The organism is Sinorhizobium sp. P24N7, assembly GCF_042436655.1.
In the GTDB taxonomy this organism is placed as follows: Bacteria; Pseudomonadota; Alphaproteobacteria; order Rhizobiales; family Rhizobiaceae; genus Sinorhizobium; species Sinorhizobium meliloti_A.
This window is the reverse complement of sequence record NZ_JBHMIW010000023.1, coordinates 13,668-37,446: the sequence shown is the minus strand read 5'-3', so window position 1 is coordinate 37,446 and position 23,779 is coordinate 13,668. Positions and strand designations below refer to the sequence as shown.

The 23,779-nt window shown below is 63.1% G+C and carries 28 protein-coding genes; 17 read left to right on the top strand and 11 right to left on the bottom strand.

All coding sequences use genetic code 11. The features are described from left to right. Positions 1 to 276: 276 nt before the first annotated feature. Positions 277 to 1,071, bottom strand: a complete 795-nt coding sequence (gene rsiB1, locus ACFHWW_RS30220; protein ID WP_003525566.1) for a PhyR-type response regulator RsiB1 — start codon at positions 1,069 to 1,071, stop codon at positions 277 to 279. A gap of 161 nt (positions 1,072 to 1,232) precedes the next feature. Here rsiB1 and rsiA1 point away from each other — a divergent pair, with 161 nt between their 5' ends. The 3 genes from rsiA1 to ACFHWW_RS30205 all read left to right on the top strand — a co-directional run bounded on the left by rsiA1 (position 1,233) and on the right by ACFHWW_RS30205 (position 3,763). Beyond that, on the top strand, positions 1,233 to 1,400 hold the full coding sequence (gene rsiA1 / locus ACFHWW_RS30215; protein WP_018095722.1) for an anti-sigma factor RsiA1: 168 nt from the start codon (positions 1,233 to 1,235) through the stop codon (positions 1,398 to 1,400). 7 nt (positions 1,401 to 1,407) lie between these two features. Then, positions 1,408 to 1,962, top strand: coding sequence for an RNA polymerase sigma factor (locus ACFHWW_RS30210; RefSeq protein WP_003525557.1), 555 nt, complete (start codon positions 1,408 to 1,410; stop codon positions 1,960 to 1,962). Between the two features lie 295 nt (positions 1,963 to 2,257). After that, positions 2,258 to 3,763 carry an HWE histidine kinase domain-containing protein gene (locus ACFHWW_RS30205; RefSeq protein ID WP_338282778.1) on the top strand — a complete coding sequence of 502 codons (1,506 nt, stop codon included), beginning with the start codon at positions 2,258 to 2,260 and terminating at the stop codon, positions 3,761 to 3,763. Between the two features lie 70 nt (positions 3,764 to 3,833). Here the strand turns inward: ACFHWW_RS30205 and ACFHWW_RS30200 are convergent, their stop codons facing one another. The 7 genes from ACFHWW_RS30200 to hemP all read right to left on the bottom strand — a co-directional run bounded on the left by ACFHWW_RS30200 (position 3,834) and on the right by hemP (position 9,059). Next, the gene (locus tag ACFHWW_RS30200) at positions 3,834 to 4,265 is read right to left on the bottom strand and encodes a hypothetical protein (RefSeq protein WP_100671881.1); all 432 of its coding nucleotides are present in this window, start codon (positions 4,263 to 4,265) and stop codon (positions 3,834 to 3,836) included. Positions 4,266 to 4,312: 47 nt separating this feature from the next. Then, entirely contained in the window at positions 4,313 to 4,675 is a 363-nt protein-coding gene (locus ACFHWW_RS30195; protein ID WP_324762161.1) for a glycine zipper domain-containing protein, read from the bottom strand. A gap of 217 nt (positions 4,676 to 4,892) precedes the next feature. Beyond that, on the bottom strand, positions 4,893 to 5,684 hold the full coding sequence (locus ACFHWW_RS30190) for a heme ABC transporter ATP-binding protein (protein ID WP_100671988.1): 792 nt from the start codon (positions 5,682 to 5,684) through the stop codon (positions 4,893 to 4,895). Between the two features lie 8 nt (positions 5,685 to 5,692). Next, the gene (locus tag ACFHWW_RS30185) at positions 5,693 to 6,811 is read right to left on the bottom strand and encodes a FecCD family ABC transporter permease (RefSeq protein WP_379942926.1); all 1,119 of its coding nucleotides are present in this window, start codon (positions 6,809 to 6,811) and stop codon (positions 5,693 to 5,695) included. Beyond that, positions 6,798 to 7,748 (bottom strand): hemin ABC transporter substrate-binding protein, encoded by a 951-nt coding sequence (locus ACFHWW_RS30180; protein WP_100671987.1) that lies wholly within the window; start codon positions 7,746 to 7,748, stop codon positions 6,798 to 6,800. Before ACFHWW_RS30180 ends, ACFHWW_RS30185 begins: the two co-directional genes overlap by 14 nt. A gap of 56 nt (positions 7,749 to 7,804) precedes the next feature. Further along, positions 7,805 to 8,866 carry a hemin-degrading factor gene (locus ACFHWW_RS30175; protein WP_237674187.1) on the bottom strand — a complete coding sequence of 354 codons (1,062 nt, stop codon included), beginning with the start codon at positions 8,864 to 8,866 and terminating at the stop codon, positions 7,805 to 7,807. 10 nt (positions 8,867 to 8,876) lie between these two features. After that, positions 8,877 to 9,059 (bottom strand): hemin uptake protein HemP, encoded by a 183-nt coding sequence (gene hemP, locus ACFHWW_RS30170; protein ID WP_100671877.1) that lies wholly within the window; start codon positions 9,057 to 9,059, stop codon positions 8,877 to 8,879. Positions 9,060 to 9,246: 187 nt separating this feature from the next. Between hemP and ACFHWW_RS30165 the strand changes: the two genes are divergently transcribed. The 5 genes from ACFHWW_RS30165 to ACFHWW_RS30145 all read left to right on the top strand — a co-directional run bounded on the left by ACFHWW_RS30165 (position 9,247) and on the right by ACFHWW_RS30145 (position 12,062). Beyond that, a complete protein-coding gene (locus ACFHWW_RS30165) occupies positions 9,247 to 9,675 on the top strand; it encodes a hypothetical protein (protein WP_100671876.1) in 429 nt (142 codons plus the stop codon). 40 nt (positions 9,676 to 9,715) lie between these two features. Further along, positions 9,716 to 10,642, top strand: a complete 927-nt coding sequence (locus ACFHWW_RS30160; RefSeq protein WP_100671875.1) for an energy transducer TonB — start codon at positions 9,716 to 9,718, stop codon at positions 10,640 to 10,642. Positions 10,643 to 10,848: 206 nt separating this feature from the next. Next, positions 10,849 to 11,262, top strand: coding sequence for a DUF2325 domain-containing protein (locus ACFHWW_RS30155; RefSeq protein WP_275597515.1), 414 nt, complete (start codon positions 10,849 to 10,851; stop codon positions 11,260 to 11,262). 49 nt (positions 11,263 to 11,311) lie between these two features. After that, complete coding sequence (locus tag ACFHWW_RS30150) at positions 11,312 to 11,578, top strand: hypothetical protein (protein ID WP_100671873.1); 267 nt, start codon at positions 11,312 to 11,314, stop codon at positions 11,576 to 11,578. A gap of 169 nt (positions 11,579 to 11,747) precedes the next feature. Continuing rightward, positions 11,748 to 12,062, top strand: a complete 315-nt coding sequence (locus ACFHWW_RS30145) for an antibiotic biosynthesis monooxygenase (RefSeq protein ID WP_100671872.1) — start codon at positions 11,748 to 11,750, stop codon at positions 12,060 to 12,062. A gap of 521 nt (positions 12,063 to 12,583) precedes the next feature. Here the strand turns inward: ACFHWW_RS30145 and ACFHWW_RS30140 are convergent. Both ACFHWW_RS30140 and ACFHWW_RS30135 read right to left on the bottom strand, forming a co-directional pair. Beyond that, entirely contained in the window at positions 12,584 to 12,946 is a 363-nt protein-coding gene (locus tag ACFHWW_RS30140; RefSeq protein WP_018095708.1) for a DUF423 domain-containing protein, read from the bottom strand. Between the two features lie 5 nt (positions 12,947 to 12,951). Continuing rightward, positions 12,952 to 13,344 carry a globin gene (locus ACFHWW_RS30135; protein WP_018095707.1) on the bottom strand — a complete coding sequence of 131 codons (393 nt, stop codon included), beginning with the start codon at positions 13,342 to 13,344 and terminating at the stop codon, positions 12,952 to 12,954. A 175-nt stretch (positions 13,345 to 13,519) separates the two neighbouring features. Here ACFHWW_RS30135 and ACFHWW_RS30130 point away from each other — a divergent pair, with 175 nt between their 5' ends. From ACFHWW_RS30130 to ACFHWW_RS30095, 8 genes are all read left to right on the top strand, one after another. After that, entirely contained in the window at positions 13,520 to 14,074 is a 555-nt protein-coding gene (locus ACFHWW_RS30130; RefSeq protein ID WP_018095706.1) for a TetR/AcrR family transcriptional regulator, read from the top strand. A 46-nt stretch (positions 14,075 to 14,120) separates the two neighbouring features. Next, positions 14,121 to 14,462, top strand: coding sequence for a multidrug efflux SMR transporter (locus ACFHWW_RS30125; protein ID WP_018095705.1), 342 nt, complete (start codon positions 14,121 to 14,123; stop codon positions 14,460 to 14,462). A 178-nt stretch (positions 14,463 to 14,640) separates the two neighbouring features. After that, on the top strand, positions 14,641 to 15,696 hold the full coding sequence (locus tag ACFHWW_RS30120; protein ID WP_379942921.1) for a dipeptidase: 1,056 nt from the start codon (positions 14,641 to 14,643) through the stop codon (positions 15,694 to 15,696). Positions 15,697 to 15,743: 47 nt separating this feature from the next. Continuing rightward, positions 15,744 to 17,384 carry an ABC transporter substrate-binding protein gene (locus ACFHWW_RS30115; RefSeq protein ID WP_100671868.1) on the top strand — a complete coding sequence of 547 codons (1,641 nt, stop codon included), beginning with the start codon at positions 15,744 to 15,746 and terminating at the stop codon, positions 17,382 to 17,384. 23 nt (positions 17,385 to 17,407) lie between these two features. Continuing rightward, complete coding sequence (locus tag ACFHWW_RS30110; RefSeq protein ID WP_033047285.1) at positions 17,408 to 18,469, top strand: ABC transporter permease; 1,062 nt, start codon at positions 17,408 to 17,410, stop codon at positions 18,467 to 18,469. Further along, the gene (locus ACFHWW_RS30105) at positions 18,466 to 19,398 is read left to right on the top strand and encodes an ABC transporter permease (protein WP_100671867.1); all 933 of its coding nucleotides are present in this window, start codon (positions 18,466 to 18,468) and stop codon (positions 19,396 to 19,398) included. Before ACFHWW_RS30110 ends, ACFHWW_RS30105 begins: the two co-directional genes overlap by 4 nt. Further along, complete coding sequence (locus tag ACFHWW_RS30100) at positions 19,395 to 20,228, top strand: ABC transporter ATP-binding protein (RefSeq protein WP_100671866.1); 834 nt, start codon at positions 19,395 to 19,397, stop codon at positions 20,226 to 20,228. The genes ACFHWW_RS30105 and ACFHWW_RS30100 overlap by 4 nt, the downstream gene beginning before the upstream one ends. Continuing rightward, positions 20,225 to 20,992 (top strand): ABC transporter ATP-binding protein, encoded by a 768-nt coding sequence (locus tag ACFHWW_RS30095; protein ID WP_275597521.1) that lies wholly within the window; start codon positions 20,225 to 20,227, stop codon positions 20,990 to 20,992. Before ACFHWW_RS30100 ends, ACFHWW_RS30095 begins: the two co-directional genes overlap by 4 nt. Before the next feature lie 53 nt (positions 20,993 to 21,045). Here the strand turns inward: ACFHWW_RS30095 and ACFHWW_RS30090 are convergent, their stop codons facing one another. Beyond that, the gene (locus tag ACFHWW_RS30090) at positions 21,046 to 21,963 is read right to left on the bottom strand and encodes a sugar kinase (protein ID WP_379942917.1); all 918 of its coding nucleotides are present in this window, start codon (positions 21,961 to 21,963) and stop codon (positions 21,046 to 21,048) included. A gap of 133 nt (positions 21,964 to 22,096) precedes the next feature. Here ACFHWW_RS30090 and ACFHWW_RS30085 point away from each other — a divergent pair, with 133 nt between their 5' ends. Beyond that, on the top strand, positions 22,097 to 23,740 hold the full coding sequence (locus ACFHWW_RS30085; protein ID WP_379942915.1) for an alpha-glucosidase: 1,644 nt from the start codon (positions 22,097 to 22,099) through the stop codon (positions 23,738 to 23,740). The last annotated feature ends 39 nt before the right edge of the window (positions 23,741 to 23,779 follow it).

Sequence of the window (23,779 nt, the reverse complement as noted above, 5' to 3'; positions counted from 1 at the left end):
CTCAGCCAGTGCCCTTCCCTCGGCACTGGCTGTTTTGCTTCGGGAGCATCGGGGCGATCCGACCGAGTTCCTTATGGGCGTTTGCTATGGTGATCATCTTAGGCGCGGCGTTCCTGTGCTTGTCACAGGAATCCAGTCAGCCCAAGTTTTCGGGCTGAAAGAAACGTCTGCGCCGCCGACGCGGCGCCCTCATCTTGTGACGAGCATTGGGATGGGGGGCACCGATACTGTAAAAGCAATGCCGCCGGGGCCCCTGTGGTGAGGGCAAATCTCGACTCAGGCCGCAGCCTTCGTCGTCTCGTTGAAGAACAGCGCCTGGCTGATCAGGGCCTTCACCATTTCCGGATTGAAAGGCTTGGTGACGAGGAACGTGGGTTCGGGACGTTCACCGGTCAGGAGACGCTCCGGGAACGCCGTGATGAAAATCACCGGAACGGCAGCCGTTTTCAGGATTTCGTTGACGGCATCGATTCCCGAGCTGCCGTCGGCGAGCTGGATGTCTGCGAGCACCATGTTCGGCTTCGTCGTCTCATAGAGGGCGATCGCTTCATCCTTGGTGCGTGCAATCCCGGTCACGCTGTGGCCGAGGCTTTCGACCATCTGCTCGATGTCGATCGCGATCAGCGGCTCGTCCTCGATAATCATGATCTCGGTTGCAACCTGACGGGAAATTTCCTGGGATGCGCGGTCGAGAAGTGCGGCCAGCTTGGCGGCGTCTACATCGAGTACTTCGGCGGCTTCCTGTGGGGTGAAGGCTTCGACCGATACGAGCAGGAACGCCTGGCGTGCGAGCGGCGAGACGGCCGCAAGGTTGACGGATGCGCGCTGTTCCCAGGCAAAGGGCGACACCGGCTCCGGCACGAGGACGGAAGACGATCCGAACATGGACGTGAAAAGACGGAACAACGCTACCCTGTCGCTGCTTGCTTCCGGAAAGATCGACGTATCCGCGATAAGTGCCTCAAGCACGGCCGCGACATAGGCATCTCCAGAGGTCTGCGACCCGGTCAGGGCACGCGAATAGCGGCGCAGATAAGGAAGAAATGGAGCAATACGGGTGGACAATGTCATTCAGGGACTCCCTCAATCCATGGGCGTAATATCGTTGCGAAAACGTTTCGCCGAAAAAATGGTTCCGCTTCGGAACATTTCATTTTTCCGCTGCGTTATGGAGCAGGCGAACTTTCAAGGGCGAAATTGCAACAATGAGATATACGACAGGGGCAGGGCGGATGAGCGGTAAAAGTCCGTCCTCCGACGATCCGAATGCGCAGATTGCGGTGAAGCTGAAGGCCCTCTATCAGTCGGTGCAGGAGGAAGCGATACCGGCACGCTTTCTCGATCTACTGGAAAAGCTGGAAGCTGCGGAACAGCAATCGGCTCTGCAGGGCAAGGAGTAAGCGCCGGATGTCATCCGAAAATCAAGAGTTCAAGCGTGAGATGCTTGCCGCGCTGCCGAGCCTGCGCGCCTTCGCGATGTCACTGATCGGGCGACATGACCGGGCCGACGATCTCGTGCAGGACACGATCATGAAGGCCTGGGCCAAGCAGGATCATTTCGAGATCGGTACCAATATGAAGGCCTGGCTTTTCACGATCCTGCGCAACGAGCTTTACAGTCAGATGCGCAAGCGTGGGCGCGAGGTGCAGGACAGCGACGGCCATTTGACGGAGACGCTCGCCCATCACCCGGAACAATACGGCTCGCTCGATCTGCAGGATTTCCGCCGGGCGCTCGAACAGTTGCCGCCCGATCAACGCGAAGCGATCATCCTTGTGGGGGCCTCCGGCTTTTCCTACGAGGAGGCCGCCACGATTTGCGGCTGTGCGCTCGGAACGATCAAGAGCCGTGTCAACAGAGCGCGTCAACGGCTGCAGGAAATTCTCCAGGTTAGGGGAGAAAACGACTACGGGCCCGACGAGACCTCCGCACCCATCACCTCGCGTGCCTTCGTTTCCTGATGCGATCCCGCAGCGTCCTGTCGGCCGCGCGAAGTCGCTGTAGCACCTCGATCTGCTGCATGTTTTGTCCTTGAATCGATAGCGGTTCAAGGACATATGCATACACCGGTGCCGGATTGAAGTTCGTGCGGCGCTCGAAAGAGGGCATTCGGAGGGCTGCGTTCGACCGAGGGAGCGTGGTCGCCATATTGCTCCAATTTGCTGTATGTTTTCCTCCCTAGACCGGCTCCGGTCGAAGGCAACATTCAGCGGAGCTGAAATTCAGGTGCCTGCGCGAGTTTGGAGTTCAGGCCGAATGCGTGAAAAGACAGAGGCGATGCTTCCAGCGGTAGCGCAGGTGCTCGACGCGCCGGAGCGGCTCGGCGTCCTTCAGGCCGCCGTGCCGGACATGTCGATTCCCGACGAGGATTTCGACGGGCTGGCGCGGCTTGCCGCGAGCCTTTTCGACGCGCCTATCGCTCTCGTCAGCCTGGTCGACCGCGAGTGGCAATGGTTCAAGGCGTGCATAGGCACGGCTGAAACGCGGTCGCACGTTCGCGAGTCCTTCTGCGTCCATACGATTGCGGCAGGCGACGGCGGCCCCTTCCTCGTGCTTGATGCCTCCCGTCATCCGGCGTTCCGCCACCGCCGGGCGGTCGCCAGCCCGCCATTCCTGCGCTTTTATGCGGGCGCGCCGATTATTCTGGACGGTCAGGCGATCGGAACCGTCGCGGTTCTCGATGTCGAGCCCCGGTCCGAGGTCTCGGCCAAACGGCAAAGCGAGCTGCAGCGCATCGCAGGTGTCGCCGCCTCGCTGTTCAAGCTCAAGGACGAGACGCGCCGGCGTGCGCTCAAGGAGGCCGCGCTTTCCCGCGAGGAGCAGCGGCTCGCCATGGCGCTCGACGCCGCCAATGTCGGCAGCTGGCTCTGGGACATTCGCGCCGGCACGGTCTCCGGCAATGGCGCGATGATGCGCATGTTCGGTCTTCCGCCGGAGCGCACCGTCGGCGCCAAGGCGATCTTTTCCGCCATTCATCCCGAGGATCGCATCCCGACCTTCTCGAAGCTCCGTCAGGCGATGGCTGCCAACGAGGAATATGACGGCATGTTTCGCATCGGCACGAACGGGCGATGGCTTCTGGGCCGCGGCCGCGTGCACGACCGCGACAGCAAGGGCGCGCCCCTGAGCTTTCTCGGCATGACGATCGACGTCTCGGACCAGCAGGCGTCGGTGAACCGCACGCGGCTGTTGCTGAAAGAGCTGAACCATCGGGTCAAGAACACGCTTGCAATGCTCCAGTCGCTCGCCCGCCAGACGCTCCGGCAAACGAGTGACCCGGCCGAGTTCATGACCGCCTTTGCCGGCCGCCTTCAGGCGATTTCCGAGGCGCACGGGCTCCTTTCCGACTACGAATGGGGCACGATCCACCTGTCCGAACTGATTTCGAAACAGTTGCTGCCCTATGTCAGCGATTATTCCCAACAGGTCGAGCTGCACAAGGACGAGATCCTGCTGGGTCCCGACCAGGCCGTTGGGCTTGGACTGGTGCTGCACGAATTGGCGACCAATGCGGTAAAATACGGCGCGCTCTCTGTTCCGACGGGGAAAATCGTGCTGACGGCGCGCCGCGTGGTCGAGGACGGCGAGACCGTCCTGCATCTGACCTGGACCGAAGTGGGCGGACCGCCTATTCGCGAGCCGCGTCGCCGCGGTTTCGGCTCGATCCTGATCGAGCGCAGCCTGGACAAGATCATCGGGAGCTCGGTGAAGGTGGAATATCTGCCTGCGGGGGTCACGGCATTGATCCGACTGCCGCTTTGAGTGCAGTCTGAGGGACCGCGCCTCGGCGCACGGAAAAGGCCCCGCCGGCGCCTTTTCCGTGCGATATCAACTATCGATCGTCGCTGCGTTTGCGGCCCCGGCTCAGTCCGAGCAGCGCCGCAACGGCAATCCCGGTCGCGGCCCCCAGAAGCGGCTGTTTGCGCAGGATGCTTGTGACCGCAACGAGCGCAAGATTCGTCCGCATCGCCGAGCGGCGACGGCGTTCGTCGGCAAGCCGGCGGTCGCGGGCGTTCAGCCCGGCCATGACGCCGATGACCACCAGCGCGGTCACGATCAGGGCGGCGGTGACCGTCAGCGCTGCGGCGACCGGCGAATAGCGCGCCGAGAGAAGCAGGGCGATTGCTATCAGGGCGAAGACGTAGGCGCTGCCGAGAAGCACGGCGATGATGGCCCAGAGGACCACATTGCGCTTATAGCGCGACGCCGCAGCGGCGGCGTCGAACGCAAGCAGGGCCGACAGGACAGTTCCGAGTGTCCCCATAAGGTAGCTCCCCTTCATACTCGGTCAACGCGATGCCTGACAGGTCCTCATCGGCGCAGCAAAGCGGCTGCGATGAGGCCGATCACGGCTGCGGTGCCGAGCGTCGCAAGAGGATGCTCGCGTATCGTTCGACGAACCTCCCTTTCCGTATCCGCATAGCGGCCGCGCAAGTCGGAAAGCATCTGCTCGCCGCTCTCCAACAAGGCGTGCAGATCGGTTTCGGCCTGGTCACGGGCGCCGCGCGCCTTGGCCTTTGCATCACGCGAAGCCGCAGCCCCGCGGTCGGCAATCAGCGTCATGAGCTGCGCGATGTCTTCGCGTATTTCGTTGAGCTGATCCTCCATCGACGGGTCGATCGCGCTACCGTTGCGCTTGCGGCTGCCCGAGCCCGAGAACATGCCTGTCGCCATTGTCTTTTCCCTCGCTGCTGTGCCGGCGCGAAAACGGCCGGCATGTGGTCGGTTCATGCGAATCGGCCGGCGAAGGCACGCTTCCCGGCTCTTTGTGCGCCCGATAGGACACGCGGCACTCCAAGCGGGCGCGCGGTCTACACGCCGGCATTGTAGATCAACGCATGAGGGAGGAATTTGTTTCGGTAATCCTGACGTTGCCGGTGTGAGCCCGGCTTCACATCGTGGCGGACTGCGGCAATACGAACGGGATATCCTGTGCCGGAGCGACGCTGACCCGCATGCGGCAGCCGAAGACCGCTTCCATGGTCTCGTCGGTCAGCACGTCTTTCGGCGCTCCGCGCGCCCGGATGCGGCCGGCTTTCATCATCACGATCTGATCGGCAAACATCGATGTAAGGTTGAGATCGTGCATGACTGCGACGACACCGCCGCCGTCGGCACAGAATTGGCGCGCAAGCCGCATGATCGTGAGCTGGTGGCGGATGTCGAGGCTCGATACCGGCTCATCGAGCAGGAGATAGCGCGGTTCGCCGTCTGCGACCGGCGCCGAGATCTGGCAGAGGACGCGTGCGAGCTGGACCCGCTGCTGTTCGCCGCCCGAAAGTTCCTGGTAGAAGCGGCCGGAGAAGCCGGCGAGATCGACGGCCTCCAGAGCTTCATCGGCTGTCCGGTCGCCGGCGGCCGATTTGCCGGTTCCGTTTGCCTCGAGGCCGAGGCGAACGATTTCCCTGACGGTGAAGGGAAAGGAGATGACCGTCGATTGCGGCAACACGCCGCGCTTCAGTGCGAGCTCCCATGGTTTCAGGCTTGCGATGTCGCGACCGTTGATGGTGACCTTACCGGCCGAAGGCGTGAGCTCGCCCGAGATCGCCTTCAAGGTCGTGGTCTTGCCCGATCCGTTCGGGCCGACGATTGCAGTCATCGCACCGGGAGCGGCGTCGAGGGAGATGCCGTGCAGCACCTGTCTTCCGGCAAGGCGGACGGAAATGTCGGATGCTCTGATCATGTTCGCAATCAAAGTCCCAAGTTCGACCGGCCCCTGAGCAGGACCCAGAGAAAGAAGGGCGCACCAACGAAGGCGGTGATGATGCCGATCGGCAGTTCGGCCGGCGACACGATGGTGCGGGCCAGCATGTCGGCGAAGATCAGCAGCGTGCCGCCAAGGAGGGCGGAGGCGGGCAGCAGGTAGCGGTGATCCGGGCCTATGATCAGCCGCAGGAGATGCGGAACGACGATGCCGACGAATCCGATGCCGCCGCTGACGGCCACCGACGCGCCGGTGGCGCCGGCGACGCTGAAGATAGCGATGTTTTTCAACCGCTGAACCGGGACGCCCATGTGATAGGCGGCGGCTTCGCCGAGCGTGATGGCGTTGAGCCCGCGCGCCAGGAAGGGGACGACTGCAAGTGACAGGAGGATGATCGGTCCGGCGGCGGCGATCTTGGTCCAGTTGGCGCCGGCGAGCGATCCGAGGCCCCAGAAAGTGAGATCGCGAAGTTGTTTGTCGTCCGCGATGAAGACGAGTACGCCCGTCACTGCACCGGCAAGCGCGCCCAGCGCAATGCCCGCCAGCAGCATCGTCGCGACCGAGGTCTGGCCGCCGCGGGTAGCGATCCGGTAGAGCAGCAGCGTGGTGGCGAGGCCGCCGAGAAAGGCGCCGAAGGGGAGGGCATAGAAGCCGAAGACCGCGAACAGCGGGCCAAAGGCAACGTCACCGAGCACGATCAGCAGCACCGCGCCGAGGCTTGCGCCGGAGGAAACTCCGACAAGGCCGGGATCGGCCAACGGATTGCGGAAGAGGCCCTGCATCACGACGCCGGAAACGGCAAGCGACGCGCCGACGAGCATGCCGAGCACGGCACGCGGCAGACGGATATCGAGGATGATGATTCGGTCGCGGGCGCTCATGGCCTGATCGGCCTCGCCGAAAAACCACCGAAGGATATTGCCGAGCGAAGCGTCGGCCGCGCCGGTGGTGATGGAGGTCATGAACGTCACGGCCACCAGTATCGCTAGAACGAGGATCAGGCCACGCGCCAGGCCCGCCCGGTCTCCGTTGCGCCAGTCGCGGACGATCCGGGCGGCAAGTGCCGGCCTGCGCATCGTGCCTTCCATGGCCTCACTGCGAGGCATTGGTCTTCTTTCCGTAAATTGCGGCGTTAAGTTCGCGGATAGCGCTTGCCGTGCGAGGACCGAAGCCGAGCAGATGCAGCCCGTCCATGCGGATCAGCGCCTTGGTCTTTGCCGCCGGGGTGAGGCTGAGGGCCGGAAGCGCGAAGAGTTCGTCGGGGCCTGCAGCATGGTTATCGCCGCGGTTCATCATCAGGACCACATCGGGCTTGGCCTCGATGATCGCCTCCTCCGTCAATGCCTTGTAACCGGGCGAGGTGCCGACGGCGTTGACCGCGCCGGCAAGCTCGATGATGCCGGCGGCGGCGGTGCCGGTACCGGAGGCGAGGATTCTGCCGCCCTGGGTGCTCAGAACGAAGAGGACACGCTTGCGCTCGGCTTGCGGGCGAGCGGCACTGTCGGCCACGGCGGCGGCGAGATCTCTCTCCACGGATTGCGCGAGCGTTTCGGCCTTTTCCTTCACGCCGAGGAAAGCTCCGACCGCGCGGATCTTGTTGACGATGCCGTCCTTGTCATAGGTCTCGGGGATGCTGGTGAAGGGAATGTTCGCCTCTTGGAGCACGGCGAGCGTTTCCGGCGGGCCGCTGCCCTCGACGGCCACGATCGCCGTCGGGTTGACGGCAAGAACGCCTTCGGGCGCCAATCGCCGCATGTAGCCGACATCCGGCAGCTTGGTCGCCCCCTCCGGGTAAATGCTGGTGGAATCGCGGCCGACGAGGCGGTTCTCCTCGCCGAGCGCATAGATGATTTCGGTGATCGCGCCGCCCACCGAGACGACGCGGGAGGTGTCCGGCTGCTCGAGCACCTCGGCCATCGCCGGGCGCAGGAACGGAGGAGTTCCCGGCGCAAGCAGGGGCAGAACGAAAGGCGCCGACAGCGCGAAGGCCGCGAGGGCCATTTCCCAACGCCGAAGACGGCGGATACCGAAGCCGTTCATCATCACTTCCTTTGATCTGTGCGTGTCGTCCCAAATCGCCGCCCGGTTGGGCGGCGCCATCAGGCCGCGACGACGGCTTCCAGGCGGGGCAGCGCCTCGACCAGGCTGCGCCATTCGGCCCTCTCCGAGGAACCTTCCTTCCGCTTTCCGAAAAACTGGATGATCATCTCGCCCTTGGCGTCGAGCGCTTCGAGGGAGGTCACGTGTCCGTCGGCGGTCGGCTTACGCACGGCCCAGAGTTCGGCGATGTGATCGGTGCGCAGATGCAGATGGAAGGTTTCGTCCATCACGTTCAGCCACGGCCCCATGGTACCGATCTTGACGACCGGACCGGAATGAATCTGGATGACGCCGCGGTTGCCGACGAAGCACATGATCGGCAGGGCCGTCTCTGCAGCATTGCGCATCATCATCTCGATGCAGGCCGTGTCGAGCCGCCAGGCAAAGTCGTCGCCGATCGCGTGCAGCGCCCGGCGCCGTCCGATATTGAGCTTGCGCAACATGCCGGGGAACTGATGCGTGTCCGTGAGCTTCGACCAGCGGTCGCGCAGCTCCGCCGTATCGACTGCAGCATCGGCCGAATCGTCGTCCGTGGGCGCGCCGGGATCGGCGATGAAGTCCTGCGACTGATCGTCCAGGCGAAGGTCTTCGACGATCGTCTCATAGGCGGCCAGGTTCGAGAGAGGACGCAGGTGAACCTTGTGGACGGCATTGCCCCACTTGTCGAAGAACTGCAGGCTGCGGCGAACCTCCCCTGTCGCATCCGTCTTGGTCACGGCGAAACCATGTGCCCAGGCGCCGGGAAAGATACGCAGGTCGATTTCGGGACCAAGCACCAGAGCCGCGCCGTGCCCTTGCTTGATGTTCTCGTAGACGCCGACCTTTTCGTGGACGGCGCTTTCGTTGCGGGTAAGCGCAAGGACTTCGCCTAGCTCCTCGACGCGCTCGAGGAAGCGGCTGGCGCTGCAGTCGATCCGGACGGCGGTGAGGCCGCATTCGGCAGCGACGAGCGCTGCCTCGGAAATGCCGAGCTTCGCGGCGATGTCGCGTTCGCGCAGCTTCGGATTCTCGGTGCGATAGGCCCGGATATCGGATGGGGTGGGGTGAGCGCTCTCAGTCATCGTCATCTCGCTACTTGTTCAAAATCAGCTTGCCCTGGCGGGTGATCTTCATCCGGTAGATCGCCCCGTCGTGGGAAATGAGAATCTCGTTGTGGCCGCGGAATAGGTCGTGGCTCTCCACGATCGGTTGCGGCCGGTTAAGCGGCGTCCCGGTCTGCGGGGATCGTGGATTATCGTTGTCGTTCGGTGTCACGGTTTTGCCGGTTCGCGAGTAGGAGACGAGACGAGTGCGTCATCCATTGATCCCGCCCATTCCAGTTAGTATCTTGACTTCACTACTCATATTTCATTAAGGACGCAATACCGGAATGTTGCGGTCAAGTTAAAAGGAACGCGTGCGGGAACCGAAAGGACCGCCGCGGACAGCGAGTGGTGCCAGGATGACTTATTTTTCCCGTTTTGCCTTTGCGGCCTTTGCAGCTCTCTTCACGGCAGGGGCAGCCGGAGCGCAGGATGCTGCCGCGCCAGCCGGCCTTTCGATCGAGCTCAACGAGATCGCGTCGTCGGAAAAGGGATGCAAGTTGACCTTCGTCGCCAGTAGCGCGCTCGCTCTTTCGAAGGTCTCGTTCGAATTCGTGCTCTTCGATCAGAAAGGTCTGGTCGAGCGCATGGCCGTGCTCGATTTCAGGGATCTTCCCGCGGGCAAGACGAAAGTCAGGCAATTCGATCTGCCGGGTACGAAGTGCGAGGCGGTGAAAAGCCTGCTGATCAACGATGCGCCGACCTGCGTCGGCGAAGGCATCGACAAGGGTGCATGTATGACGGGCCTGAAGACCGGCTCGAAATCGGCCGTGGAGCTCAAGGGCTGAGGTTCGCGTTCGCGAAATTGCCGGCGGAAGGCAAGACAGAATGAAACACATGGTGAAATGGGCGGCGGCGATCGGCCTTTCCCTGCTGGCGCACGCCGGCGGGGCGATGTTGCTTGCTCCTGATGAGGAAAAGGAGCTGGCGCTCATCGCCGGCGGCTCCACCGTGGAAGTGTCGCTGATGGGCAACGCCTTCGAAGATGCCGTTCAGGCGGGAGACCCATCCGAAGTGGTGGAGCCGACGGAAGAGACGCCCGAGGAACTGAAGCCGACCGAGATCGAACCGACGGAAGAGGTGGTCGAAGCCGTAGAGCCGGTGCCGACCGAACCCGTTGCCCAGGAGCCGTCCGAGATGACGCCGACGGAGGCGGACGTCATACTTCCCGCGGAAGAAATGCCGGCGAGCCAGGTCGAAGAAGCAGACGTGATCGCAAGCATCGCTCCGGCCGAGACCGTCATTCCGCAGGAGAGACCGGACCCTGAGGAAGTCTTGAAGCCCGAGGTCGAGAAGGTCGAGCCGAAGAAGGAGCCGGCGAAGAAAAAGAAGGTCGTCCGAAAAAAGGCAGGTGAGGGCGGCGCCCAGGCGAAATCGCAGAAAAAGGGCAAGACCGACGGCGTGGAGAATGCCACGGCGGCTGCCGCCACCGGAGAAAGCCGCGGTGCATCGCGGGAAATCGGCAATGCCGCGGTGTCGAACTATCCCGGCAAGGTCAGAAGAAAGCTGACCCGCGCTATTCGCTACCCGGCCGAGGCCAGACGGCAGGGGCTGCGCGGTGTTGCCCATGTCAGCTTTACCGTAACTTCCGGTGGTGGGGTGGCAAGGGTCGGCATAACGAAAAGCGCCGGTTCACCCGTCCTCGATCAGGCGGCGTTGGAAACCGTGCGCCGGGCGGCACCTTTCCCGGCCATTCCCGCCGGTGCGGGCCGCGACAGATGGGAATTCAACATACCGGTGTCCTTCACCCGGTGAATTCAGGCTGTGGAATCTGCTTCCGCGAGCGAGGAAAATGTCGCGAAGGCGAGCATCGAATATATGATAAAAACACTCATGTTTATACTTTACTCCTGCTATCAAGTTTTATAGGTTGCCTCCGTCACGCAACCGATCGGTGTGTGCGAAATCTGATTGGCGATGGGTCGCAGGGCCGGCGTCGCGGAGCAAGACGGAGACGACGGATGGGTGGCAAGCGGCACCAGAATGCAGGCAAGGGCGGCAAAGGCAGGGCAAAGGATGCGCAGAGCGAGCCGCAATCCAATGCCGGAAAGGCGACGCTCGAGGGCCGCAGCTTCCTCTATGTCGGCGGACGCGACTGCCAGGTTGCACATCTGCGCCAGATCGCCAGTTCCTACGGCGCGGAACTCATCCACCATGACGGCGGTTTACGGGAGGCGGTATCGCGCATCGATCGCGTCCTGCCCTCGGTCGACTGCGTCTTCTGCCCGATCGACTGCATCAGCCACGATGCGTGTCTTCGCGTGAAGACCGGCTGCAAGAAGTGGGGCAAGGCCTTCGTGCCGTTGCGCAACGGCTCGAAGTCGAGTCTCGAGCGAGCGCTTCAGGATCTGACCGGAAACGGCAGCGAGAACTGAATCTTTTACGAGCGGTCAGACGAGATTCGCCGGCCGCATGGAGCTTCCAATGCATGACGAACGTCCCGATCAGATGACGATGATCGGTCTCCACAAACTCGCTTCGCAATTCGGTGACGGACTGGTTCCCGAGCTCTACGAGCTTCTCACGCGCCGAGCACGGATGCTCGAGGAAAACGAAAACGTGACCGAGTTTCCGACCTGGCAAGCGCGCCCGCCGGCGAGGGATCCTCTCGGCCTTGCGCCGCCGAGCGGGGGAGCTGTCCTGCCGTTTCCGTCAACGATCGCGCAGCCCGTCTCGCAAAAGAAGGCCTAGATCGCTTCCAGGAAACGTGTGTAACCGCTTCCGTCCGGAAGTGCGTTGGACCAAGGGTTAGGGCATTCCAGTGTTTCCATGAAACATTGGGATGCGCTAATAGTTGAGGCGCGGGATGCGGGCGAAAAACCGCACACACTTTCCTCATCCCGCTACAGGAGAGCTAGCCATGTTTTTCGCCATGAACCGTTTCCGTGTCGCAGCCGGCCAGGAGGAGGCCTTCGAGGCGGTCTGGAAGGCGCGGGACTCTTCTCTCTCGGAGATGCCGGGTTTCATCGAATTCCATCTGCTGCGCGGCGACAGCGTGCCGGAGGAAGGCTACACGCCTTTTATTTCGAAATCGGCCTGGGAGACCAAGGACGCCTTCATCGCCTGGACCAAGTCCGATAATTTCCGGGCGGCGCACCGAAGCGCCGGCGAAAACAAGGCAATGTATCTCGGTCCCCCGAAGTTCGAGGGCTTTACCGTCGTCGAGGGTGCCTGATCTGCCGCGCCGTCATGCTTGGCGAACCCGCGGCGGCTTGTTTGATTTCCTCATTCCTGTGCTTGTCACAGGAATCCAGCCAGACCAAGTCCTTGGGCTGAAAAAACGCTTTCCGCGCCGCAGACGCGGCGCTGCTGGATCCCTGTGACAAGCACAGGGATGAGGATGAGAGAGATTGCGGTCCTCCGATAAGTTACCTACGACGTCGCGCGTCTTATGAGACGCGCAAAGGTCGCTGTAGCACTTTGAGCTGCTGCATGTTTTTGTCCTTTGATCGGCTACGATCAATGGACAAACAGGCAGTGGCGCACGGTCGGTACTCAAGGAATTCAAGCGTATCACCATGCGTGCCGACCGAACCGACCAGAGCTTCAACCTCGCAGAAGCCCTCATAAACTCAAAATGAATCTCAACAGGTTCGGTTCACTTTCATCCGGAAGGCCAGTCTGCCTCCGAAAATGTGCGACTGCATACTGAAACTCCCCTCTTACTGGAATTCCTGTACTTCGGGCTTGTCCTCCTCACGCTTCCGGGCGCAGGAATGCCCCGATCGCGACGGCAAGCCAGCCGGCCATCATCGTCAGGCCCCCGAGCGGCGCCGACATTGGGAAGAGGCCGTGGCCCGAGAAATGGCGCATGGTGAGGTCTCCGGCAAAGAGTGCCGTGCCTGCCGCCAGCAGCAAGGCGGCGAGGGCGGCGGTGCGGAAGTGCGCCCATCCGGCATGAAGCGCGACGAGCGCCGGTGCGTGGGCGAGGCACATGGCCGATGCGCCGCCGAGAAGACGCGGGTCGCCATGCGAAGCGGCGGCGGCACTCGCGACGCCGAAGAGGCCCATGAGGCCGGCGACGAAAAGCATGGTCGAGCGCAGTCCGCTGTTCGGCATCCTGGCTATTCCTTGTTCTGCATATGATGGGCGAGCCGGGTGATCGGCTCCAGAATGATCTCCCTCAGCTTCGGGTGGGAGACGGTTTCTTCGAGTGCGCGCGTGAAGCAGAGAAGCCATTCGTCGCGCTCGACAGGCCCGATCCCGGCAATGAAGTGCCGGCGGCGCAGCATGGGGTGGCCGCGTTTCTGCACATAGATCGGCGGTCCACCGAGCCATCCGGTCAGATATTCGTAGAACTTTTCCTCGCTGCCGGTCAGATCCGGCGGGTGGATGGCGCGGCAGTTCGCCGCCTCGGGCAGGCTGTCCATCAGTTCGTAGAAGCGCCGCGTCAGGGCGCGCACGGTGGCGTCGCCACCGATCGCCTCGTAAAGCGTCGTCGTTTGCGGTTCCGTCATCGTCACATTCCTCGCCGGGATTGGTACAGCGCGCGACCCGTGCGGGCAATGGCTTGCCATTCCTTCGCTTGCGGCTTTTCGGCGCGGCAGACATCGTCGACTGCCTTCCCGCGCGACGAACATCGCCCCGAGGAAAGCCACTTGACAAACCGTCCAGACGGTATGTTTATGAGCTATGACAAACGCGCCTTCAAGAAAGAAGCAGCCGCAACGCGTCCGCCGGCAATTGCTGGAGGTCGCGGGACGCCTGTCGCTGGAGCAGGGCATCGCCGCGGTCACCCTCGACGCCGTATCGCAGGCGGCGGGTGTCAGCAAAGGCGGGCTGTTGCACCATTTCCCGAACAAGCTGGCTCTGCTCGACGCCCTCTTCGATGACCTCGTCGTGCGTTTCGACAGCGCCCTCGACGAGGCGATGGCCGGAGATGACGTCGAGAAGGGACGCTTTACGCGTGCTTATCTCGGCGTCTGTTTCGCGCTCGATGCGGAGGCGCAAGGTTGGCAGATGCTGACCATTGCGCTCCTGGCCGAGCCGCACCTCAAGGAGCGTTGGCGCGAATGGGTGGCGCGCCGGTCCGCGCAATTCGCCGCGACGGACAGTTCGCCAAATTGCCTGCTCGCCCGCTTCGCCGCCGATGGCGTCTGGCTGTCGGATCTGATGCGCAGCCACGACATCGAAGCGTCGACCAGGGCGATCCTGCTTCAGAAGCTCAACGCGCTTTCGCTGGAATAGAGGGCAGACCCGTGCCGCTTTCCCATACTTCGATCGGAGACGTTCCGTGAATCCCGCCACGCTCTACACCGTTCTGGTGATCGCCATCGTCTTCGAAGTGCTCGGCACGTCCGCCATGCAGGCGGCGCAGCACTTCACGCGGCTGACGCCCACCGTGCTCATGGTTCTGTGCTACGCGGTCGCCTTCTTCTTCCTCTCCTATGCGCTCCGCTACATCCCGGTCGGCATCGCCTATGCGCTCTGGAGCGGCCTCGGCATCGTGCTGATCTCGATCGCCGGCTACGTGGTTTTCGGTCAGAAGCTCGATCTGCCGGCCATTCTCGGGCTGGGGCTCATCATCGCCGGCGTGCTGGTTCTCAACCTCTTCTCGAAATCCACCTTCCATTGATCGCGGGGACGATCGCGGCCGGCTTCCTGCAAGTTTTCGCTACAGCCTATCCACTGAAATTCCCGGATATTCATTGAAATGCGCAATCCGTTTCAATAGCATCGCCTTTCGTCTCCGTCCGGACGCGCGGTGGCGATGTCCCATCCGATCCCCCTGATATAACGAAGGAAATTTGGGAATGCAGGCGGTTTTCGACGGCCATAACGATGTGCTTTTGCGCCTTTGGCAACATGCACGCGGCGGTGCCGACCCGGTGGCCGAGTTTTCGGAAGGCACCGATAAGGGCCACATCGATGCGGCGCGCGCCAAGGCAGGCGGTCTCGCAGGCGGCCTCTGTGCGATTTACGTCCCGTCCGGCGATCTGGTGCTCAAGACGCCGGATGAGAATGGCCATTACGCGACGCCCATGGCGGCGCCGCTCGACCACTTGCCGTCGCTCGCGACCGCCATGGAGCTCGCAGACATCGCGTTCAAGCTCGACCGCGCGGGCGCCTGGCGGCTTTGCCGTTCGGTTGAAGAGATACGCGCGGCAATGGCTGACGAAGTGTTTGCTGCCGTCCTGCATATGGAGGGCTGCGAGGCGATCGGGCCCGACCTCGCGGCGCTGGAGACCTTCCACGCCGCCGGACTTCGCTCGCTCGGCCCCGTATGGAGCCGCCATAACGTGTTCGGTCATGGCGTTCCCTTCGCCTACCCCATGTCGCCCGATACGGGGGCCGGCCTTACCGAAGCCGGCTTCGAACTCGTGCGCGCCTGCAACCGGCTCGGCATTCTGATCGACCTCGCGCACATCACGGAAAAGGGTTTCTGGGACGTGGCCAAGACGACCGACCAGCCGCTCGTCGCCAGCCATTCCAATGTTCATGCGCTGACGCCGGTCGCCCGTAACCTGACCGACCGGCAGCTCGACGCCATCCGCGAGAGCCGCGGCATCGTCGGCCTCAACTATGCGACGACGATGCTGCGCCCCGATGGGCAGGAGAACGCCGCGACGCCGCTTTCCGACATGGTCCGCCACGTCGACTATCTGGTCGAACGTATCGGTATCGATTGCGTGGCGCTCGGATCGGACTTCGACGGCGCGACCATCCCCGAGGAAATCGCCGACGCGGCGGGAAATCAGAAGCTCGTTGCCGCGCTGGAAGACGCCGGATATGGTGACGCCGACCTGGCGAAAATATGCCGGGAGAACTGGCTGAGAGTTCTGGGTCAGGCGTGGCACAACTCTGCCTGATCATCATGAAGAAAAGCCCGAGAAGGGTTAAAAGAGGGAAGCGCGATATGATGCACAAGCTCAACGGACGTTTTCGAGTTCTTGCCGCCTCGGCGGCACTCGCCATGGCAATGGGTGCGGCCCAGCCGTCCTTCGCGGAAACGCCGAAGGATACGCTGGTCGAGGGATTCGCGTTCGACGACATCATCACCATGGATCCGGGCGAAGCTTTCGAGCTGTCGACCGCCGAGATGACCAGCAATACCTACAGCCTGCTCGTTCGGCTCGATCTCAACGACACGTCCAAGGTCATCGGCGACCTCGCCGAAAGCTGGACGGTCTCCGATGACGGCCTGACCTATACGTTCAAGCTCAAGTCCGGCATGAAATTCGCCTCCGGCAATCCGATCACCGCCGAGGACGTCGCCTATTCGTTCGAACGCGCCGTCAAGCTCGACAAGAGCCCGGCCTTCATTCTTACGCAGTTCGGCCTCACCGGCGACAACGTCACGGAAAAGGCGAAGGCCGCCGACGCCGAGACCTTCGTCTTCACCGTCGACCAGCCCTACGCGCCGAGCTTCGTGCTCAACTGTCTCACGGCGACCGTCGCCTCCGTCGTGGACAAGAAGCTCGTGCTCGAGCACGTGAAATCCGTTACGCCGAGCGACGAATACAAATACGACAACGACTTCGGCAATGAATGGCTGAAGACCGGTTATGCCGGATCCGGCCCGTTCAAGCTGCGCGAATGGCGCGCAAACGAAGTCGTGGTTCTGGAGCGCAACGAAAACTTCTACGGCGAACCGGCGAAACTCGCCCGCGTCATCTACCGTCACATGAAGGAAAGCTCCGGCCAGCGGCTGGCGCTCGAAGCCGGCGACATCGACGTGGCGCGAAACCTCGAGCCGGGCGACTACGAGGCGGTCGGCAAGAATGCCGATCTGGCGATGGCGAGCGCGCCGAAGGGCACGGTCTACTACATCAGTCTCAACCAGAAGAACGAGACGCTGGCAAAACCCGAGGTGCAGCAGGCCTTCAAGTATCTGGTCGACTATGACGCGATCGGCTCGACGCTGATCAAGGGCATAGGCGAGATTCACCAGAGCTTCCTGCCGAAGGGCGTGCTTGGTGCTCTCAACGAGAACCCCTACACGTTCGACGTTGCCAAGGCGAAGGAACTGCTGGCGAAGGCGGGTTATCCCGACGGCTTCACGGTCACGATGGATGTGCGCAACACCCAGCCGGTGACCGGCATTGCCGAATCTTTCCAGCAGACGCTGGCCGAGGCGGGCGTGAAGCTCGAAATCATTCCCGGTGACGGCAAGCAGACGCTGACCAAGTACCGCGCCCGCAACCACGATATGTATATCGGTCAGTGGGGCATGGATTATTTCGATCCGCACTCCAATGCCGATACCTTCACCAACAATCCGGACAATTCCGACGAAGGCACGAACAAGACGCTCGCCTGGCGCAACGCCTGGGACGTTCCGGAACTCAGCAAGAAGACCAAGGACGCGCTCCTCGAACGCGACAGCGCCAAGCGCGCCGATATCTACAAGGAGCTGCAGAAGACGGTTCTCGAGAATAGTCCTTTCATCCTGATCTTTCAGCAGACGGAGGTCGCCGGCCTCCGCGGCAACGTCGAGGGCTTCAAGCTCGGACCGAGCTTCGACACCAACTACGTCTGGAACGTATCCAAGGAATAGTCGAAAGGACCGTTCCCTTGAGCATGAGCGGAATTGAACCCATGAGCGGGCGCCGGCGCGCCCGTTCCCGGAAGGCGTTTGTCGCGGTACTGCAGTTTCTCGTCGTCGTGGCAACCACCTATCTCGGCCTTCTCGCCGTCACCTTCTTCATCGGCCGCGTCATCCCGATCGATCCGGTGCTCGCCGTTCTCGGCGATAGGGCGCCGAATCACGTCGTGGAACGCACGCGCGAGGCGATGGGGCTCAACCTGCCGCTTTACCAGCAGTTCTTCATCTACTGCCGGCAAGCATTCACCGGCGACTTCGGGACCTCGGTGCTGACCACCAATCCGGTCATGGCGGATATCCGCCGCGTCTTTCCGGCCACCATGGAACTCGCGACGCTCGGAACCCTGATCGGCGCATTCATCGGCGTGCCGCTGGGCGTTCTCGCCGCCGTCAAGCGCGGCAGCATCGCCGACCAGGTTGTTCGCGTCATCGGCCTCGTCGGCTATTCCGTGCCGATCTTCTGGCTGGCATTGCTCGCGCTGCTCGTCTTCTATGCGCGGCTGCAATGGGTCGCCTATCCCGGCCGCATCGATATCGTCTACGAATACAGCTTCACGCCGGCCACCGGTTTCTACCTCCTGGACTCGGCCTGGCAGGGCCAATGGGACGTCTTCCGCGACGTCTTCCGGCACATCATCCTGCCGGCTTCGCTGCTCGGCTATTTCTCGCTCGCCTATATCAGCCGCATGACCCGCAGCTTCATGCTGAACGAGCTGCAGCAGGAATATATCGTTGCGGCGCGAGCCAAGGGCCTTTCGGAGGCGCGGATCATATGGACGCACGCGCTGCGCAATGCGGCGGTGCCGCTGGTGACGGTGATCGCGCTCTCCTATGCCGGCCTGCTCGAAGGGTCGGTCCTGACGGAGACCGTATTCGCCTGGCCGGGGCTCGGCCTCTACATCACCAATTCACTGCAGAATGCCGACATGAATGCCGTTCTCGGCGGCACGATCATCATCGGATCGGTCTTCATCGCCATCAATCTCCTGTCCGATCTTCTCTACCGGACGCTTGACCCGAGGACGCGCGCCCGATGAGCCTTGCCACCGAAACACGCCCGATGACACGCCGCGAGTGGCTGCTTTCAGATCGCCCGCAGTCGCGGACCCAGGCTCGGCTCGGCCGTGCCTATATGACCTGGCGGCGCTTCTCCGCCAACCGGCTTGCGGTGCTCGGCCTTTGCATTCTGCTGGCACTCGTTTTCGTTGCGATCTTCGCCGATGCGCTCGCGCCTCACTCTCCGGTCATCGGAAACCTCGCCGGCGCGCGGCTTCTGCCGCCCGGCAGCGAAGGCTACCTGCTCGGCACGGACGACCAGGGCCGCGATATTCTCTCCCGGCTGATACACGGTTCGCGGCTGACGCTCCTCGTCGTCCTTCTCGTCGCAGTCATCGCGGCACCGGTCGGCCTGATCGTCGGCGCCGTCGCCGGCTATGCCGGCGGGTGGGTCGACGCGGTCCTCATGCGCATCACCGACATCTTCCTCGCCTTTCCGAAGCTCGTGCTCGCGCTCGCCTTCGTCGCGGCGCTCGGCCCGGGGATCGAAAATGCGGTGATCGCGATCGCCATCACCTCCTGGCCGCCCTATGCGCGCATCGCCCGCGCCGAAACGCTGACGGTGCGCAACTCCGATTACATCGCCGCTGTGCGGCTGATGGGCGCCTCGCCCCTGCGCATCGTCTTCCGCCATGTCATGCCCATGTGCATGTCGTCGCTGATCGTCCGCGTGACGCTCGACATGGCCGGCATCATCCTGACGGCCGCGGGCCTCGGCTTCCTCGGCCTCGGCGCGCAACCGCCGCTGCCGGAATGGGGCGCCATGATCGCCTCCGGCCGGCGCTTCATCCTCGACCAGTGGTGGGTGGCGACCATGCCCGGCATCGCCATCCTGATCGTCAGCCTCGGCTTCAACCTTCTCGGTGACGGGCTGCGCGATGCGCTCGATCCTCGGGAGAGCGGCCAATGAGCGCGCTTCTGACAGTCGAGGACCTCCGGGTCCGGTTCCCGACGCGCACCGGGGTTGTCGAGGCCGTTCGCGGGGTTTCCTTTACCCTCGGGCGCGAGCGCCTCGGCATCGTCGGCGAAAGCGGCTCCGGCAAGTCGCAGACGGGCCGTGCCATCATGGGGCTGACGCCGCCGCACGCGGAAGTGACGGCGAAACGGCTTGCCTTCGAAGGGATCGATCTTCTTTCGGCCTCCCCAAAACTCCGGCGGGACCTGCGTGGCAAGCGCATCGCCATGATCCTGCAGGATCCGAAATATTCGCTGAACCCGGTGATGAGCATTGGACGGCAGATCGTCGAGACCTTGCGGCGGCATGAGAAGGTCGGCCGCGCGGAAGCGCGGGAGAGGGCGCTCGACATGCTCGCGGCCGTGCAGATCCGCGATGCTTCCCGCGTCTTCGACCTCTATCCGCACGAGGTCTCGGGCGGCATGGGACAACGGGCGATGATCGCCATGATGCTGGTTGCCGGGCCGGAACTCCTGATCGCAGACGAGCCGACCTCGGCGCTCGACGTGACGGTTCAGCTCGAAGTCCTCGCGATCCTCGACAAGCTGGTGGCGGAACGCGGCATGGGGCTGATCTTCGTCTCGCACGACCTGCGCCTCGTCTCCTCCTTCTGCGACCGCGTTCTGGTGATGTATGCGGGCAGGATCGTCGAGGAGATCGCCGCTTCGGAACTCGGCAATGCCAAGCATCCCTATACACGAGGTCTCCTGAACTGCATGCCGGTGATCGGGTCGGATCGCCATCCGTTGCCGGTGCTCGACCGCAAACCGGAGTGGGCGCTATGACCGAGGCCGTATCCGTCGAAAATCTGAGCGTCGTCTTCGACGAGTTCAAGGCGCTCGATGCCGTCCGCGTGGATGTCGCGAAGGGCGAGTCCTTCGGCCTCGTCGGCGAATCCGGCTCGGGCAAGTCCACCCTGCTGCGCGCCGTCGCCGGCCTCACCGCGGCAAGTGAAGGAACGATCCGGGTTTCAGGCCGCGAGGTTCGTGGCACGCGTCGTGACAAGGCCTTTTATCGGGCGGTGCAGATGGTGTTCCAGGATCCTTACGGGTCGCTGCATCCGCGCCAGACGGTCGACCGGCAGCTGATGGAGCCTCTGGCGATCCACGGCATCGGCGACGGCGAGCGCCGCATCCTGAAGGCCCTGGACGAGGTGGGCCTCGGATCCGGTTTCCGCTTCCGCTATCCGCACCAGCTCTCCGGTGGCCAGCGCCAGCGCGTCGCGATCGCACGCGCCCTCATCTTGGAACCCTCGATCCTGCTCCTGGACGAGCCGACCTCGGCGCTCGACGCGTCCGTGCAGGCGGAAGTGCTGAACCTCCTCGAAGAGGTGCGGCGCGACCGCGGCCTGACCTTCATCATGGTGAGCCACGATCTCGGCGTCGTCACTCATATGTGCGAACGGCTGGCGGTGATGCAGAACGGCCGCGTTGTGGAGCGGCTGACCTCGGCCGACCTCGTCGCCGGCCGCATTGCGGAGGAATATACGCGCAATCTCATGGTCGCGAGCAAGGGGTTCCGGCGGGAAGCGGTGGCACGAAGCGCATAGTGTACCCCTCCGCCCGGCAGGGGGCTTGCTGCCACCTTCACCCGGATCGCGCTTTAACCCCGCGGCAGCTTGTCCCGTCCGATCAGCGCGCCATGGTGACCGATCACGGCGGCTGCAACGCGGGCGGCGAAGGCCGCGGCATCGGCGGGACTGTCGCCGCTGGCAAGGCGGGCGAGGAAGGAGCCGTTGAAGCTGTCGCCGGCGCTGGTCGTATCGACGACGGCGGAAACCTGCGAGGCGGGAACGTGAACCCGGTCTTCACCCGTAAAATCGAGCGTGACGCCGTTTTCACCATCCTTGACCACAACGTTTTCGGCGCCGAGTGCCCGATAGCGCTCGATCGACGCTTCCACGGATGCATCGCCGAAATGCGTGGCCTCGTCGTCGAAGCTCGGCATCACCATCGTTGCCGCCCGCGCACCGGCTTCGATCGTCGCGCGCATCCGTGCGGCGTCGTCCCAAAGGCGTGGCCGGATGTTCGGATCGAAGACGACCTGCCGCCCGCCCGCCTTTGCCCGCCGAAGCTCCGCAAGCAATGTTTCTGCCGCCTCCGGCGACAGGATCGCCAGGGTGATTCCCGAGAAGAACACCACATTCGCCGCCTCGATCGCCGTCCGGAGCCGATCGGGATCGTCCGCGAGCAGTTTCGCAGCGGAAGTCGAGCGCCAGTAGGAAAAGCTGCGCTCGCCGTTCTTGAGGTGGATCATATAGAGGCCGGGCGTTCGCCCTTCGATCCTGCGGATGTGCGCCGCGCCGACGCCGGTGCTCTCGATGAAGGCCAGCAGCTCGTCCGAAACCGTGTCGGTTCCGACGGCCGTGAAATAATCGACCGTCCAGTCCGCCGGCAGGAAGAGCCGGGCGTAATAGGCGGTATTGAAGGTGTCGCCGGCATAGCCCTTGCGCAGCATGTCGCCTTCCGCCTGCATGAGCTCCACCATGCATTCGCCGATCGAAAGCAGTTTGCCCGTCATTCAGTCCTCCCTTTCCGCTGATCCGAATTAAGCGCATGTCACTGCGCGAGCAAGCGAATGTTGACGGCGGCGTTTACTCGAAGAAGCGGTGAAGATAAATCTGGGTTGCTGAACCAACCATGGAGAGCTGCGCATGCCGGCGGCATCTGGATCGAACGAAAACTGGTGGCGCGGAGCGGTGATCTATCAGGTCTATCCGCGCTCCTTCCAGGATACGGACGGCGACGGAATGGGCGACCTTCGCGGTGTCACCCGGCGGCTTCCCCATATCGCCTCGCTCGGGGTCGACGCCATCTGGCTTTCGCCCTTCTTCACGTCGCCCCAGGCCGACATGGGCTATGACGTTTCGGATTATTGCGACGTCGATCCCATGTTCGGGACGCTCGCCGATTTCGACGAGATGCTGGCGGAGGCCCATCGGCTGGGGCTCAAGGTGATCATCGACCAGGTGATCTCGCATACATCCGACCGCCACCCCTGGTTCGTCGAAAGCCGCTCGAGCCGGAGCAATGCCATGGCGGATTGGTATGTGTGGGCCGACCCGAAGCCGGACGGAACGGCGCCGAACAACTGGCTTTCGATCTTCGGCGGTCCGGGCTGGGAATGGGACGGGGTGCGCCGGCAATATTACCTGCATAACTTCCTGTCGTCGCAGCCGGACCTCAACTTCCACAACCCGGAGGTTCAGGAGGCGGTGCTCGCGACGGTCCGCTTCTGGCTCGACCGCGGGGTCGACGGTTTCAGGCTCGATACGGCGAATTTCTATTTCCACGACAAGCTTCTGCGGGACAATCCGCCGCTGGTGCCGGATCCGGATGCAACGAGCCGCGATGCTCCGGAGGTCAATCCCTACGGCATGCAGGATCACCTCTATGACAAGACGCAGCCGGAAAACCTCGGTTTCCTGCGCCGGTTTCGAGCGCTGCTCGATGAATATGGCGGCCGTGCGACGGTGGGGGAGGTCGGCGACGGGTCACGCTCGCTGCAGACGGTTGCCGCCTATACGAGCGGCGGCGACAAGCTGCACATGTGCTATACCTTCGACCTGCTCGGGCCGGAATTCACCGCGCGCCACTTCCGCCGCTGCGTCGAGAATTTCCAGTCAACGGTGACGGACGGCTGGGTCTGCTGGGCCTTCTCCAATCACGACGTCATGCGTCATGTCAGCCGCTTCGCGCCGCGCGAGGCCGACCGGGAGCGCGTGGCGAAGCTTGCGATCTCGCTGCTTGCCAGCCTGCGGGGCACCATCTGCCTTTATCAGGGAGAGGAACTCGGCCTGCCGGAGGCGGAGCTTGCCTTCGAAGAATTGCGCGACCCCTACGGCATCCGCTTCTGGCCGGCCTTCGCCGGACGCGACGGGTGCCGGACCCCGATGGTCTGGGAACGAGAGCTGACGAATGCCGGCTTTTCGGAAGGGGCTCCCTGGTTGCCGGTGCGCGACGGGCACCGAAGGCTGGCGGTGGATGCACAGGAGGGCGTCGAAGGATCGGTGCTCGAGCATTATCGCCAGACCCTTGCGTTCCGTCGGGCGCAGTCCGCGCTGGTCGACGCAGACATGACCTTCCTGGGCACCAACCAGGACCTTCTGGTCTTCACCAGAGAAAAGGAAGGCGAGCGGCTGCTGTTCGTCTTCAACCTGACCCAGGAGCCGCAGACGTTTCACCTTCCGACGACGCTCGTCGCCGAGCCGCATCCCATGCCCGGTTTTGCACCGGTTTTCGCTGATAATGCGATCAGTCTCGCCGCGCTCGACGTTTTCTGCGGAAGGTTGCGCTAGTGGAGTCGAGGTGCGGCTGCGTCAGCGAATGCCGCGCCT